This window comes from Burkholderia sp. 9775_39, from assembly GCF_015712225.1.
GTDB lineage: Bacteria > Pseudomonadota > Gammaproteobacteria > Burkholderiales > Burkholderiaceae > Burkholderia > Burkholderia cenocepacia.
Genome location: NZ_JACCQC010000020.1, coordinates 1 through 13489 on the forward strand (window position 1 = coordinate 1; position 13489 = coordinate 13489).

General features: G+C 69.7%; 16 protein-coding genes. 3 read left to right on the plus strand and 13 right to left on the minus strand.

Annotated features, from left to right (window positions below):
* The coding region (locus H0X90_RS24555) for a hypothetical protein (RefSeq protein ID WP_230878117.1) at positions 1-444 on the minus strand (444 nt) is incomplete at its 3' end.
* A 158-nt stretch (positions 445-602) separates the two neighbouring features.
* Between H0X90_RS24555 and H0X90_RS24560 the strand changes: the two genes are divergently transcribed.
* Positions 603-971 carry a DUF3175 domain-containing protein gene (locus tag H0X90_RS24560; protein WP_006498326.1) on the plus strand — a complete coding sequence of 123 codons (369 nt, stop codon included), beginning with the start codon at positions 603-605 and terminating at the stop codon, positions 969-971.
* Between the two features lie 42 nt (positions 972-1013).
* Complete coding sequence (locus tag H0X90_RS24565) at positions 1014-2336, plus strand: sodium:proton antiporter (RefSeq protein ID WP_077189915.1); 1323 nt, start codon at positions 1014-1016, stop codon at positions 2334-2336.
* 4 nt (positions 2337-2340) lie between these two features.
* On the opposite strand, the gene ligD is transcribed toward H0X90_RS24565, so the two are convergent.
* The 12 genes from ligD to H0X90_RS24625 form a co-directional block, all read right to left on the minus strand.
* Positions 2341-5127, minus strand: coding sequence for a DNA ligase D (gene ligD, locus H0X90_RS24570; RefSeq protein WP_006498328.1), 2787 nt, complete (start codon positions 5125-5127; stop codon positions 2341-2343).
* Positions 5128-5178: 51 nt separating this feature from the next.
* The gene (locus tag H0X90_RS24575; protein ID WP_059722873.1) at positions 5179-6198 is read right to left on the minus strand and encodes a Ku protein; all 1020 of its coding nucleotides are present in this window, start codon (positions 6196-6198) and stop codon (positions 5179-5181) included.
* A gap of 72 nt (positions 6199-6270) precedes the next feature.
* On the minus strand, positions 6271-8385 hold the full coding sequence (gene katE / locus H0X90_RS24580; RefSeq protein ID WP_077189916.1) for a catalase HPII: 2115 nt from the start codon (positions 8383-8385) through the stop codon (positions 6271-6273).
* A gap of 133 nt (positions 8386-8518) precedes the next feature.
* Positions 8519-8905: a DUF3022 domain-containing protein gene (locus tag H0X90_RS24585; protein WP_043205924.1), complete on the minus strand. Its 387-nt coding sequence runs from the start codon at positions 8903-8905 to the stop codon at positions 8519-8521.
* Positions 8902-9063 carry a DUF1328 family protein gene (locus H0X90_RS24590; protein ID WP_006498332.1) on the minus strand — a complete coding sequence of 54 codons (162 nt, stop codon included), beginning with the start codon at positions 9061-9063 and terminating at the stop codon, positions 8902-8904. The genes H0X90_RS24585 and H0X90_RS24590 overlap by 4 nt, the downstream gene beginning before the upstream one ends.
* Positions 9064-9109: 46 nt before the next feature.
* Entirely contained in the window at positions 9110-9298 is a 189-nt protein-coding gene (locus H0X90_RS24595) for a DUF3008 family protein (RefSeq protein WP_006498333.1), read from the minus strand.
* Positions 9299-9370: 72 nt separating this feature from the next.
* A complete protein-coding gene (locus H0X90_RS24600; RefSeq protein ID WP_048987196.1) occupies positions 9371-10804 on the minus strand; it encodes an RNA polymerase factor sigma-54 in 1434 nt (477 codons plus the stop codon).
* Positions 10805-11034: 230 nt separating this feature from the next.
* Positions 11035-11544, minus strand: a complete 510-nt coding sequence (locus tag H0X90_RS24605; RefSeq protein ID WP_060214454.1) for a DUF892 family protein — start codon at positions 11542-11544, stop codon at positions 11035-11037.
* A gap of 60 nt (positions 11545-11604) precedes the next feature.
* Positions 11605-11919: a hypothetical protein gene (locus tag H0X90_RS24610; protein WP_034204037.1), complete on the minus strand. Its 315-nt coding sequence runs from the start codon at positions 11917-11919 to the stop codon at positions 11605-11607.
* Between the two features lie 44 nt (positions 11920-11963).
* Positions 11964-12275: a hypothetical protein gene (locus H0X90_RS24615; protein WP_006498337.1), complete on the minus strand. Its 312-nt coding sequence runs from the start codon at positions 12273-12275 to the stop codon at positions 11964-11966.
* Positions 12272-12514, minus strand: coding sequence for a hypothetical protein (locus tag H0X90_RS24620; RefSeq protein ID WP_006498338.1), 243 nt, complete (start codon positions 12512-12514; stop codon positions 12272-12274). Before H0X90_RS24620 ends, H0X90_RS24615 begins: the two co-directional genes overlap by 4 nt.
* 195 nt (positions 12515-12709) lie before the next feature.
* Positions 12710-13012, minus strand: coding sequence for a hypothetical protein (locus H0X90_RS24625; protein ID WP_034203633.1), 303 nt, complete (start codon positions 13010-13012; stop codon positions 12710-12712).
* A gap of 164 nt (positions 13013-13176) precedes the next feature.
* Between H0X90_RS24625 and H0X90_RS24630 the strand changes: the two genes are divergently transcribed.
* On the plus strand, positions 13177-13431 hold the full coding sequence (locus H0X90_RS24630; protein ID WP_006498340.1) for a hypothetical protein: 255 nt from the start codon (positions 13177-13179) through the stop codon (positions 13429-13431).
* Positions 13432-13489 lie beyond the last annotated feature (58 nt).

Genomic DNA, 13489 nt, shown 5'->3' on the forward strand with positions numbered 1-13489 from the left:
CGGGCCGCGCCGCGGCCGATAGACGTGCAGCTTCCACGGCTCGGGTTCGAGGCTCGGCAACACCCGCACGAGGCGCCCCTTCCTGACGTACGGCCGCACCAGATACTCCGCGCACTGGCCGACCCCGCCGCCGGTGGCGCCGCTACCGCCTTCGCCCGCACCGTTCGGGCCACCGCCCGGCTTCACATGGCCGGCCGACCCGCTGTGCGAACGCATGCCGTGCTTCGCGCCATGCCGCTGCGTGCCGGCCGGCGGAGGCGGCGCGGTCGTATTGCCGTTGGTGCCCGGCGTCGACATGTCCATCGACGGATTCGGCGCGCCGGTGCCCTCGTCCGAGCGCTGCGAGTTCTGCGCCCATGCGGCCGGCGCGGCCGCGACGATCGCGACGGCTGCGCACGCCAGCACGTGCCGCGCGACACACTTCGATTCGAATGCTGATTTCATGGCGTTTTCTCCCTGTGGGTGATCGCTTGATGGAAATTCCTGCTCCGGTCTTTCAGCAAGGCCCATGCCGTCGTCGGCACGTTCGCGACCCGGCACGCGGTTTGCGTCCGCCGTGTTCGCACGACCGTCCTGTGATTCCATACGGAGCCCCTTGCCTTATGCCTTCCGCTTCTGCTTCCCACGCGCACGTCAAGTCGCACGGCAAACGCCACACGCGCCGACCCGGCCGCGCGCGCAGCGCCGACCCGACCCACCGCAAGCGCTGGTCCGGCGAAGTCACACAAAAAAGCGATGCACTCGATATCGAGCCCGACATCTTCAAATCCGACGATCCGGCCGCGATCGCCGCGTCGCTGAAGCGCTCGGCCGAACACAGCCGCCGCCGCAAGGCATCGCCGTTCCAGTCGGCGATGTCGATGCTGAACTTCTACGTGAACCGCGCGGGCCGCAACCTGCCGAAAACACGCCGCGCGACGCTCGAACGCGCGAAGCGGAAGCTGCGCGAGGCATTCGGCCGCAAGCCCTGACGGCTGGCGCGCCGCCTCTCTCCCCCTGCTGCGATCACACGCATGCATGAAACGCTCTGGTATCTGATCATCGGCGCGGTGCTGCTCGGCATGGGCGTCGTGACGTCCACGCTGCGCCACCTGCCCTGCAGCTCGGCCATGATCTATCTGGTGCTCGGCGTCGCGCTCGGTCCGACCGGCGCCGACCTGCTGCATCTCGACCTCGAACGCGACGGGCGCCTGCTGCGCGAGATCGTCGAAGTCGCGCTGCTCGTGTCGCTGTTCGCGATCGGGCTGCGGTTGCGCGTGCCGCTGTCCGACAAGCTGTGGCTCGTGCCGTGCCGTCTCGGGCTGCTCGCGATGGTCGTCACCGTGCCGCTGCTCGCCGTCTGCGCGGTGCTCGCGCTGGGCCTGGGCTGGGGCCCCGCGCTGCTGCTCGCGGCGATCCTCGCGCCGACCGACCCCGTGCTCGCGCACGACGTGCAGGTGCACGATCCGGGCGATCGCGACCTGGTGCGCTTCGCGCTGTCCGGCGAAGGCGGGATGAACGACGGCATCGCGCTGCCGTTCGCGCTCGCGGGGCTCGCGCTGTGCGGCGCACCGGGCGCGACGCACGGTATCCCGCCGTTGTCCGGCACGTTCGCGCTGGTCGCGCTGTGGGGCATCGCGGGCGCGGTCGCGATCGGCGGCGGGCTCGGCTGGGTCACGACGAAGACGATCGGCTGGCTGCGCACGCGGCACGCGCAGGCGCTCGGCCTCGAAGGTTTCTTCGCGCTCGCGCTGATCGTGCTGTCGTTCGGCGCCGCGCAGCTCGCGCATACGTTCGGCTTCATCGCGACGTTCGCGGCCGGCGTCGCGATGCGACGCGTCGAGCATCGCGCGAGCGGCGACCGCCCGCCGCGCGAAGTGATCGGCCAGATCGATTCGGAAGACGTCGTCGCGACCGAGAAGCATCCGGAGAAAGCGCATGCGTTCATGGCCGAATCGGTGCTCGGCTTCACGATCGAGCTCGAACGGATCGCCGAGGCGATCGTGATGACGATGGTCGGCAGCGTGCTCGCGACGCTGCCCGGCCCGCTGCTCACGTGGGGCGCCGTCGCGCTGGCCGCCGTGCTGTTCGTCGCGGTGCGCCCGCTCGCGGTGCTGGTCACGCTGGCCGGCTCGCGTGCGACGCATGCGCAGCGGCGGCTGATGGCGTGGTTCGGCATTCGCGGGATCGGCTCGTTCTACTATCTGCTGTTCGCGCTCGAGCACGGACCGTCCGACGTCGTGCGCCCGCTCGCGGCGCCGGTGCTGGCGGTGGTGTCCGCGTCGGTGGTCGCGCACGGGATTTCCGCGACGCCGCTGATGAACTGGTATTACCGGCTGCAGCAGCATCGGCGCTGACGGCTCACGCATCGGCGCCGAGCCGCGCGCGCATCGCCGCGGTGATGCGCTGGCGCGTCTTCGCATAACCTTCCCACGGGTCGCGCTTCAGCGTATCCAGCCGTTCGTGCAGCGTGTCGATCGTCCATTGCGCGCCGCCGGTCGTCTCGGGCACCTCGTCCCAGTCGAGCGGCACCGACACGCCCATGCCGGGCCGCGCGCGCACCGAATACGCGGCGATCGTGCTCGCGCCGCGGCCGTTGCGCAGATAGTCGACGAAGATCTTGCCGCGCCGGTGGCGCGGCCCCATCGTCGCGGTGAAACGGTCGGGCAGCGTGCCGGCGACGTGCTGCGCGACCGCGCGCGAAAAGTCCTTCACGTCGTCCCAGCCCGCATGCCGCGTGAGCGGCACGACGACGTGCAGCCCCTTGCCGCCGCTCGTCTTGCAGAACGATACGAGCCCGAGTTCGTCGAGCAGCCCGCGCACGAGCTGCGCGGCGTCGATCATCGTGCGCCACGGCAGCGCCGGGTCGGGATCGAGGTCGAACACGATGCGGTCGGGCCGCTCGATGTTCGACGCGTGCGCGTTCCACGTATGCAGCTCGACCGTGCCCATCTGCGCGGCGCCGAGCAGCGCGTCGACGCTGTCGATCGACAGCAGCGGCCCGTGGCCCGGGTCGAGCCCTTCGTGCTGCGTGACGAACGGAATCTCGCGGCGTTCCGCGTGCTTCTGGAAGAACAGTTCGCCGGCGATGTCGCCGGGTGCGCGCACGAGCGACACGGGCCGGCCTTTCAGGTCGGGCAACAGCCACGGCGCGACCCATTGCCAGTACCGCGCGAGATCGAGCTTGCGCGTGCCGCTTTGCGGATCGAGCACGCGCTCGGGATGCGTGATGCGCACGCGGCCGATCGTATCGTCGCCGGTATCGGCATCGGCGCGCGCGCCGCGCGCCTGGCCCGTGCTCGCGTGACGATCGGTGCGTGACGCACGCCGCGGCTTGTCCTGCGTAGTCGAACGCTGATCCATCGCCCCCTCCGTTTCCGTGTGTGTCGGCATCTCGCGGACGATCTGCTCCGCCGGCTTGTCGTCGCGCAACGCGATGAACGCGGCCTGCCGCACGATGCCGTCACCGGTCCATTCGGCGAATTCGCATTCGGCGACGAGCGTCGGCTCGACCCAGTGCACGCGCGTGCGCGTGCGTTCGCGCGGCGGCGCATCGAACGGCATCGTGTCGCGCTCGTGCTTGCGCAGGATCGCGGCGAGACGGTCGAGCATCCGCGCGTCGAAGCCGGTGCCGACGCGGCCGACGTAGCGCAGCGGCCCCGGCCCGCGTCGCCGTTTGCCGGCCGGCGCCGGTTCGTGCACGCCGAGCAGCAGCGCGCCGAAGCCGTGCCGGCTGCCCGACGGCTCCGTAAAGCCGCCGATCACGAACTCCTGCCGGCGCCGGCATTTGAGCTTGATCCACGCGGGCGAACGGCCGGCGCGGTAGCGCGACTCCGCGCGCTTGCCGATCAGCCCTTCGAGGCCGGTGTCGCAGGCGCTCGCGATCAACGATGCGATGTCCTCGCCGAGATCGGGCGAAAAGCGCACGCGCGCCGGGTCGCAGTTCGCGAGCAGCGGCTCGAGCAATGCACGACGGGCGGTGAGCGGCGCGTCGCGCAGATCGTAGCCGTCGAGATAAGGCAGATCGAACACGAAGAAAGTGATCGTGTCCGAACGGTCCGTGCCGAACGCGTTCTGCAGCGCCTGGAAATCCGGCAGGCCGTTGTCGCCGAGCACGACGGCCTCGCCGTCGAGCCACGCGTCGTCGACGTCGAGCGCCGCGAGCGCGTCGCGCTGCGCGCGCAGCTTCGCGGTCCAGTCCCGGCCTTCGCGCGTCATCAGCGTGACGCGTCGGCGCGCGCCCTTCCCGGCAATGCGCGCGAGGATTCGATAGCCGTCGAACTTCAGTTCGTAGCACCAGCCGCCCTGAGTCGGCGGCGCATCGACCAGCGTCGCGAGTTGCGGCGCGACGCGCTCGGGCAGCGGCGCGCGTACCGCGCCTTCGACTTGCGACGGTTCGGTGGGGCGCGGGCCTTCGTGGCTTTCGGGACTTTCGGGGCTTTCGCGTCGTGCGGCACGTGCATCGCCATTCGCGCCATCCGCGCCATTCGATCCGCGACGCCGCGCAGCATGCTTGCGCGCCGCGCCGTGGGACGCACCGTCATGCACACTCCCCGGCCGCTCGCCGACGACGTCGAATTCATCGGCGCTGCGCGCGTCGTCGTCGCGCTCCTTGATCAGCAGCCACTGCTCCTGACGCCCCTCCTGCCGCCCGCTGCGCACGAGCGCCCAGCCGCCGTGCAGCTTCTCGCCGTCGAGCCGGAACGTCAGCTTGCCGGCCCGATAGCCTTCGCGCGCATGCGCGATGCCGCCATCGGGCGTCCACGTACCTTCGTCCCACACGACGACCGACCCCGCCCCGTAATGCCCGGCCGGAATCTCGCCTTCGAACGACGCGTATTCGAGCGGATGATCCTCGACGTGCACGGCGAGCCGCTTCACCTGCGGATCGAAGCTCGGCCCCTTCGGCACGGCCCACGACTTCAGCGTGCCGTCGAGTTCGAGCCGGAAATCGTAGTGCAGCCGGCGCGCGTGGTGCTCCTGGATCACGAAGCGCAGTGGATGGCCTGCGCGTGCGGCAGGCTTCGCGTTTGGCTGCGTCCCCGCTTTCGTCTGCGCCTTCGCACGACGCTTGCCGTGTGCGCCTTCGGGCTCGGGCGTCGCGCCGAAATGGCGCTTGCGGCGATACGGATCGAGCTTGCCGGCCATCGCGTCACCTCGTCGGAGTCGAAGTCGAAATCGGCGTCGGCGTCATCGGCGTCATGCCGCGTGCTTGCGGCGCGCGGCGGTCTTCTTCGCCGCAGGGTCGCTCGCCGCGCCGCGTTTCGCGGCGGTCCGCTTCGCCGCGGTTTTCGTCGCGGCGCCTTTCGATGCGGACTTCGCCGCCGGCTTGCGGCGCGCGCCGCTCCGCGATGACGACGACGACGCCGCCTCGTCCTCCGCTTCGTCGCGCGCCTCGCGCAGATCCGCCGCGCGTGCGCCGGCGCCGCCCTTCAGGCTGCGCTTCAGCAACTCGGTGAGATCGACCACGTTGCTCGCCGCGCGGCCAGTTTGCGCGGGCCGGTCCTCGATCTCCTCGATCTTGCCGGCGCGCACCTTGCGCTCGACCAGTTCGAGGATGTCGTCGCGGAACGTGTCGTGATATTCGTCGGGGGTCCATTTGCCCGACATGTCGTCGATCAGCTTCTTCGCCATCCCCAGCTCGCGCGCGGTGACGCCCGCGCCCTTCGCGTCGTCGGCCGGCACCGACAGCTCGTCGAGCGGCCGCAATTCCTCCTGCCAGCGCAGCGTATCGAGCGCGAGCATCGGTCCGACCGGGATCAGCGCGCCCAGATGCTGGCGGTCGCGCATCACCACGAGCGCGATGCCGATCTTGCCGCTGTCCTTCAGCGCGTCGCGCAGCAGCGCATAGACCTTCTCGCCCTTGCGGTCCGGCACCAGGTAGTATGGCGTGTCGAGATAGAGGAACGACACGGCGTCCTCGTCGACGAAGGTCAGGATGTCGACGGTCTGCGTCGATTCCGGGTTCGCCGCGCGGATTTCGTCGTCGGTGAGCACGACGTAGCGCTCCTTCTCGTACTCGTAGCCGCGCACGATGTCCTCGCGCGTGACCTCCTTGCCGGTGCGCTTGTTGATCTGCCGATAGCCGATCGGGTCCATCGAGCGCTTGTCGAGCATCCGGAACGACGGCTTCACGGTGCGCGTCGCCGGAAACAGCTGCACGGGCACGTGCACGAGCCCGAAGCTGATCGCGCCTTTCCATATCATCCGCGGTGCCATGCGTGTTCCTCCTTGCCGAATGCGCGCCCGCCCGCGGGCAGGCGCGCCGTACGGCGCGCGCCGCTGTCGGCCCTATGCCGGCAGCTCCGCCGCCTGCTGCTCGCGCGCCCACACGCGATGCTGGCCGAGGTGGTCGGACAGCGTGTTCAGCACCTTGTCGAGATCGACGGGCTGGCCGACGCACACGCCTTCGGCCGGGTCCGGCAGATGCGCGGCGCTGAGCAGTTGCCGGCCCGACCCGACGGCCGCGATCGGCTTCAGGTGCTTGAACGCCTCGCGCACGAAATGGCGGGCGTCGGCGCTGTGCGCGAGATCGCGGCCATCGCCGTCGCCGCCGCACACGAACACCGCGTCGAACATCACCGACGGCATGCCGACGAGCGTCGCTTCCGGCACGATGCCGCCGATCGGCGCGAGCGTCGGCGCGACGATCGTCGGCACCGCGTGCGCGGCCTGCAGCGCGTCGCGCACCTGTTCGACCAACACCGGGTTCACGCCGGGCGTCGCGATCAGCGCGATCTTGCGCGAGCGGATGCCGGGCTTCGCGCGGCCGATCAGGCTCAGCGCGGGCGAGCGTTGCGGCACGGCCGGCGTCGCGGCCGCCTGCGGCGCGGGCAACCCGAGCCGTTCGGCGACCTGCGCGGCGAGCCCCGCGTCGAAGCGCGCGATGATCTCGTTGACCACCCGCTCGCGAATGTGCGGCTGCGTCACCTTGCCGAGTTCGAAGCAGTACGCGTCGCGGATATGCCGCTGCTCGATGTCCGTCATGCTCTGGTAGAACAGCGCGGCCTGCGAGAAATGGTCGGCGAACGATTCGCTGCGCACGCGCACCTTGTGGCCTTCGAGCGGCTCGGGCACGGTCTCGAACCCGCCGCCGGACGGCGCGGGCGGCGTCTCGCGCGGCCAGCCGCCGCTCGTCGAGTTCGGCTCGTACGACGCCTGGCCGACGTTGATCGTCTGCCGGTGCAGCGCGTCGCGCTGGTTGTTCGCGAACGGGCACACCGGCCGATTGATCGGGATCTCGTGGAAATTCGGGCCGCCAAGCCGGCTCAGCTGCGTATCGGTGTACGAGAACAGCCGCCCCTGCAGCAGCGGATCGTTCGTGAAGTCGATGCCCGGCACCACGTGGCCCGGGTGAAACGCGACTTGTTCAGTCTCCGCGAAGAAGTTGTCGGGGTTGCGGTTCAGCGTCATCCGGCCGATCGGCCGCACCGGCACGAGTTCTTCCGGCACGAGCTTGGTCGGATCCAGCAGGTCGAAGTCGAATGTGTCCGCATCGGCCGGATCGATCATCTGCACGCCCAGTTCGAACTCCGGATAGTCGCCGCGCTCGATCGCCGTCCACAGGTCGCGCCGGTTGAAATCCGGATCGTGGCCCGCGATCCGCTGCGCCTCGTCCCACAGCAGCGAATACGCGCCGCTCACGGGCCGCCAGTGGAATTTCACGAAACGCTCGACGCCGGCCGCGTTCACGAAACGGAACGTATGCACGCCGAAGCCGTCCATCGCGCGATAGCTTGCCGGCAGCGCGCGGTCCGACATCAGCCACAGCACCATGTGCGTGGTTTCCGGCACCAGCGACACGAAATCCCAGAACGTGTCGTGCGCGGACGCGCCGGTCGGCATCTCGTTCGGCGCCTCCGGCTTCACCGCGTGCACGAAGTCGGGAAACTTGATCGCGTCCTGAATGAAGAACACCGGCATGTTGTTGCCGACGAGATCGTAGTTGCCTTCCTCGGTATAGAACTTCACCGCGAAGCCGCGCATGTCGCGCACGGTGTCGGCCGACCCGCGCGGCCCCTGCACGGTCGAGAAACGCACGTACACCGGCGTTTCGGCGGCCGGGTCCTGCAGGAACGCGGCCTTCGTGTAGTCGGCCATCGGCTCGTACACGCGGAACACGCCGTGCGCGGCCGAGCCGCGTGCGTGCACCACCCGCTCCGGAATGCGCTCGTGATCGAAGTGCGTGATCTTCTCGCGCATGATGAAGTCTTCGAGCAGCGACGGGCCGCGCGCGCCGCCGCGCAGCGTGTTCTGGTTGTCGGCGATCCGCACGCCCTGGTTGGTGCGCAGCGCTTCGCCGTCGGGCCGCGCCCGGTTCTGTTCGAGCTGGCGGGATTTCGCGCTGTCGGGCGGCTGCGTCGGCTGCGTGGGTGGCGTCTTGCCGGCGGATGGGGGATTCGTCATCGCTATCGGTCCTCGTGGCATTCGGATGGGCCGCCGCAGCACGCGCCGACACGGCGCGCCGCGGCACGCGCGTGCGGACGGCGGGAAAAGCCGGCCCGACGCGCCGCGAACGGCGGCGGAGCCGGCGACGACGTCAGGGCGCGCGCAGCGCCGCGTCGAATTCGGCGGCCGTCACGTCGAGCGTCACGCTGCATTCGATCGCGGCGTCCTCGACGCGCGGCTTGTGCTCGTCCACCGCACGCCGCGCGCGGTCGCACAGCTGCGTACGCACGCGCAGCCGGTCGGCCGTGTCGAGCACCGTGTAACGCTCGATTACGTCCGCATCGAAGCGCATGTCGACCGTGCAGCGCCATTCGCGCGCGTCCTCGTCGGACGGCACGCGCACCCACGACACATGGATCGTCAGTCGCCCGGATGCGTCGTCCGCATGCACGACGACGGTCGACTGCGACGGAAAACCGATCGCGAACGCGTGCTCGAGTTCCGCGACGCGCTGCGACCGGTCGGGCATCACGCTCATCGTCGCACGACGCCCAGCAGCAACGTGACCAGGAAGATCACGACGAAGATGTAGAACAGGATCTTCGCGATTTCGGCCGCGCCGGCGGCGATGCCGCCGAAGCCGAACACGGCGGCAATGATCGCGATGACGAAAAAGATGATGGCGTATCGAAGCATGGAACCCTCCTGGATGACAGCGGTCGTCACTAAACGTCGGCGCCGGTCACGCATCGTGCTTGTGTTTCGGTTTGCCGTGCGTGGGCGTGGAAGCCATTTTCTCGAGCTCTTTCTCGCTCATCGACTTGGCCATCGATTTCGACGGCGGTTTCAGGTCCTTCATTTTCGTGTCACCGCGCTTGGCCGACAGCGCGGCGCCTGCGGCGCGCTGCTGGGCCTGGGATTTGGCTGGCATGATTGCGCTCCTCTCGTTGGCGCGCGGGCCGACGCGACGGACGGCACGCGCGTGGTTGGAACAGTGGGGCCGTCACGCGGCGTCGCGACGCCGCAGATCGGCCGGCGGAATCTTCATTGCCTGGCGATACTTGGTCACCGTGCGACGCGCAAGAAGAATGCCGCGGCCCGCGAGGTTTTCCGCGAGCGCGACATCGGACAGCGGGTCGGTCTGCCGCTCGGCCGCGATCATGTCGCGGATCAGCACCTTCGCGGCCGACGCCGAACACACGCCCTTGCCGGCTGCTTCCAGCTTGCGCGGGAAGAAATGCTTGAACTCGAACGTGCCGTGCGGCGTGGCCATGTACTTGTTGCCGGTCGCGCGCGAGACCGTCGATTCGTGCAGGTCGAGCTCTTCCGCGATGTCGCGCAGCACCAGCGGCTTCATCGCGATCTCGCCGTAGCGGAAGAAATCGCGCTGCCGCGCGACGATGCATTCGCCCACGCGCTGGATCGTGTCGAAGCGCTTCTGCACGTTGCGGATCAGCCAGCGTGCTTCCTGCAGTTGCTGGCCGAGCGGCGAATCGCGCTCGCCGCTCGACTGCGCGAACAGCGTCGCGTAGCGCTCGTGCAAGCGGGCGCGCGGCAGCACGGCCGGGTTGATCGTCACGATCCACTCGTCGCGCACCTGGCGCACGATCACGTCGGGCACCACGTAGTCGCCGCGCGTGCTGCCGTAGTGATTGCCGGGGCGCGGATCGAGCCCGCGCACCAGCGCGCACGCCGCGTGCAGCGTCTGCTGATTGCAGCCGAGGCGTCGCTGGATCTCGGCCGTCTCGCGGCGCGCGAGGCGCTCCAGATGTTCGCGCGCGATCGCTTTCGCTTCCGCGAGCGCCGGCGTGCCGGCGGGAATCGCATCGAGCTGCAACACCAGGCATTCGGACAGCGAGCGGGCCGCGATGCCCGGCCGGTCGAGCATCTGCACGAGCCGCAGCGCGACCGCGAGATCCTGCTCCGACAGCAGCCAGGCCGGATCGGCGGCGACCAGCAGTTCAGGCAGTTCCTGACGCAGGTAGCCGTCGTCATCCAGCGCATCGATCACGAGGCGCGCGGCTTCGCGGTCGCGCTTGTTGAGCGGATAGAGCCGCAGCGCATCGTGCAGTTGCTGATGCAGCGACGGCTCGGCGGCGATCCATTCGCCGGGCGACAGGCCGTCGGTGTCGTCACCCTGACGGCTCGTGCCGCGCGGCGCGGGTGCGGCGGTAAACGGCACCTCGCCATCCGGCGGGCGGATTTCGTCGCGCTCGGGCGCCGCTTCGGGCGCGGCGGCTTCGGTCGGCTGCTCGGGGGTTCCGGCAGCGGTATCCTCGTCGCCCTGGCCGTCTTCGAGAAACGGGTTCATGTCGAGCGCCTGGCGCAATTCCTGTTGAAATTCGAGCGAGGACAACTGCAGCAGCCGCAGCGACTGCTGAAGCCTCGGCGTAAGTGCCAGATGCTGTCGCATCTGCAGCGCAAGCGAGACGGGCATCGAAAGCCTCCTGACGGTTCGGTTCGCGGTATGTTTTCACCCTCTTCTACCGGACGTTACGCAGCTTCCGTGCCAGCCGCGCGAAGCGCGAGCCGTCGCGGCTCTCGCGGGTTCGCACCCCGCTTCGCCGCGCGTCAAGGCCGCTTTTTTACAAGCCGGGGGCAAGTTTGGGGCACGCATTTCGCTCGCGGGAAAATGCGTGCCGAGGCTGCCGCCCGGCGGCCCCGCCGTCACCGCTTCGCATCGATGCGATCGACCGCCGAACGGTCGAGGAACGCGGTCGTCAGCGCCGGCAGATGGCGCAGCAACCACGCGGCCATGTCGCGCTCCTGCTGCAGGATTCGCTCGCAGCACGCGCGGATTTCCTCTTCGCCGGCTGCGTGCGCCGCCGCGACGAGCGCGGTGTACGCGGCGATCTGCAGCTGCTCGAACGCATAACCGGCCAGCGCCGTCTTCACGACTTCGTCGTCCGCCAGCATGTCGCTCGCGATCTGCCCGTATGCGGCGACGCGCGCGGCGAGATCCTTGGTCGCCGATGGCGACGTGCCGAGCCGCATCAGGCACGCTTCGACGAGCGCCTGCTGGCCGAGTGTGTCGTCGAGATGCAGCCGCAGCCGGTCCTGCAACTGCGGATAGTGACCGACGCGCTTCAACTGCGCGTCGATCATCGTCTCGGCCTGGCGCTCCATCGCGTACGCATCGCGCAGCCAGTCCTCCAGGTGCTCGTGCTGGTTCGCCATCGCATTCCTCCGGCCGCATCGCGGTGCGGCATGCCGTGACGCGTCGGGCGACGCGTGCCATCAGTACTGCATCGGCGGCGGCGTGCCCGGCAGCGGCGGGTCGCCCTGCGCGCCGTTCGGGCCCGGCGGCGGCACGTCGGCCGGCTCGCCGACGTTCGCGTCCTTCGGCATCGTGTTGCCCGGCGACGGACGCGTGTCGTAACGCGTATTCGCGTCCGGCATCGTCGTGGTCGACTGCGCGCCGCGGCCGTCCGGCGGCGCGGGCGGCGCCGCCCGCGTGCCGTAGGTGCCGCCGGTCGGTTGCGTGCATGCGCCCAGCGCGCACGCGGCGGCGAACGCACAGGCGCCCACGCGTATCGTCTGGATCGTGTTCATCGAATCCTCCATCGAGGGCTCCAGGCGGGCGCATCGAGCGCCGCTCAGAGCCGGTTGAAATGGAAATCGCCCGCGTACGCGGTCGGTGCGCGGCGCGCCATCATCGTGTCGAATTCGGCCGCGACGCGCGTGAGCGTGCCGCGTTGCCGGTCGACGTCGGCCCGTTCGAGCGCGGCGAATGCATCGGCGTCGAACGTCACGGTCAGCGACGCCGGATGGCCGTCGACCCGAAAGCCGATATGCAATGCGCCGGCCGGCTGTTCCTCGACGTGGAACGGAATCTCGCGCGCCTCGAAATGACGGCCGAGCGTCTCGGCGATGTCGCGCAGCAGGCCGGGTTTCACGCGGATGCTCATTGCAGACCCTCCGTTCGCATCCGCGGCATCGCGCCGGCGGGCCGCGCCCGCACGGGCGGCTCGCGCGACGGCGGATCCCGTTCCGGCGGCGCATGCCCGGGCGGATCGCCCTCCGGTTCCCGATACGGTTCGGGCATGTCCGGCGGCACGTCGTCGGGATCGGGCGGCTCGGGGTCCGGCTCGATGTCGGGAAGCGGCGGTTCGGGCCGTTGCAGCCATTGCGCGGAGTCGTGTTTCATCGGCGTTCCCTCGTTGCGGGGTTCGGGTACGGATCGGCGCGGCGCGCCGCACACCGTGGATTCGCAAGCCGCATGCCCTCCGTGCCGGTCGTCCGCGCGGCGGGAGCGCGCGGGAATCGGCACGCAGGCGCGCGGCTGGCCGCGAAGCGCCATGCCTTCGCTACACCGTTCGCTGCAAATCTTGCAAGCACGCCGCTACGCGTCGTACGCGGCCATCACGAGCCACAGTTCGCGGCCGTCGTCGCGCACGCGCGCGGCGAGCGCGTACGGATCGGACGGCTCGCACGCCCGCTGCAACGCGAAACGGGCGGGCTCGGTTGCGCCGAACGTCTCGTCGCCGAGCGGCCGCACGTCGGCCTTGCCTTCGAACATCCGGCGCTCGGGCCGGTAGATCAGCGGTTCGTGCTTCCACGTATCGAAATGGCTCTTCACCGAATCGAATCCGCCGCCGCATACGTTGACCTCATAGCGCACCCCTGGTCGTCGTTTCGGAATCATCGTCGTGCCTCCCGTCGATGTGCGCAGCAGGCTTCCTGTTGCGCCGTGTCGTGATCGTCGTCATGGTCGTCGCGGTCGCAGCGGCAAGTCGCGTGCCGTCCATGCGCGCCGGGAACGGCCGTTGCGGCACAGGCGGGTCATCGTCACCGATACGGAGCACCGCCATGAAGGATTCGACCCGGCACGGCCACGACGCACCGGCGCACGAGCGGCAGCCCGACCCGCAACCGCCGCTGAAGGAGCACGACCAGACGCGCACGCGCCATTCGGAACGTCATATCGACAAGCAGCTCGAGGACACGTTTCCGGCCAGCGACCCGCCCGCGACCGGCGGCGTCACGCGCATCGAGCCCGACACGCCGCCCGGCACGCACGACGACGGGCCGTGGCAGGAGAAGCGCGAAAGCGACCCCGAGTGACGAGACGGCCGCGCGCACGGCATGCGGTTTGCTGGATCGCAGCACCCGCATCGGCACA

Excerpts from the sequence above, each read along its gene's own strand:
- H0X90_RS24615 (WP_006498337.1), bottom strand. The coding sequence starts at position 12,275 with ATGAGCATCCGCGTGAAACCCGGCCTGCTGCGCGACATCGCCGAGACG.
- H0X90_RS24630 (WP_006498340.1), top strand. The coding sequence starts at position 13,177 with ATGAAGGATTCGACCCGGCACGGCCACGACGCACCGGCGCACGAGCGG.
- H0X90_RS24600 (WP_048987196.1), bottom strand. The coding sequence starts at position 10,804 with ATGCCCGTCTCGCTTGCGCTGCAGATGCGACAGCATCTGGCACTTACG.
- H0X90_RS24625 (WP_034203633.1), bottom strand. The coding sequence starts at position 13,012 with ATGATTCCGAAACGACGACCAGGGGTGCGCTATGAGGTCAACGTATGC.
- H0X90_RS24620 (WP_006498338.1), bottom strand. The coding sequence starts at position 12,514 with ATGAAACACGACTCCGCGCAATGGCTGCAACGGCCCGAACCGCCGCTT.
- H0X90_RS24610 (WP_034204037.1), bottom strand. The coding sequence starts at position 11,919 with ATGAACACGATCCAGACGATACGCGTGGGCGCCTGTGCGTTCGCCGCC.
- H0X90_RS24595 (WP_006498333.1), bottom strand. The coding sequence starts at position 9,298 with ATGCCAGCCAAATCCCAGGCCCAGCAGCGCGCCGCAGGCGCCGCGCTG.
- H0X90_RS24565 (WP_077189915.1), top strand. The coding sequence starts at position 1,014 with ATGCATGAAACGCTCTGGTATCTGATCATCGGCGCGGTGCTGCTCGGC.
- H0X90_RS24590 (WP_006498332.1), bottom strand. The coding sequence starts at position 9,063 with ATGCTTCGATACGCCATCATCTTTTTCGTCATCGCGATCATTGCCGCC.
- H0X90_RS24585 (WP_043205924.1), bottom strand. The coding sequence starts at position 8,905 with ATGAGCGTGATGCCCGACCGGTCGCAGCGCGTCGCGGAACTCGAGCAC.
- katE (WP_077189916.1), bottom strand. The coding sequence starts at position 8,385 with ATGACGAATCCCCCATCCGCCGGCAAGACGCCACCCACGCAGCCGACG.
- H0X90_RS24605 (WP_060214454.1), bottom strand. The coding sequence starts at position 11,544 with ATGGCGAACCAGCACGAGCACCTGGAGGACTGGCTGCGCGATGCGTAC.
- H0X90_RS24560 (WP_006498326.1), top strand. The coding sequence starts at position 603 with ATGCCTTCCGCTTCTGCTTCCCACGCGCACGTCAAGTCGCACGGCAAA.
- ligD (WP_006498328.1), bottom strand. The coding sequence starts at position 5,127 with ATGGCCGGCAAGCTCGATCCGTATCGCCGCAAGCGCCATTTCGGCGCG.
- H0X90_RS24575 (WP_059722873.1), bottom strand. The coding sequence starts at position 6,198 with ATGGCACCGCGGATGATATGGAAAGGCGCGATCAGCTTCGGGCTCGTG.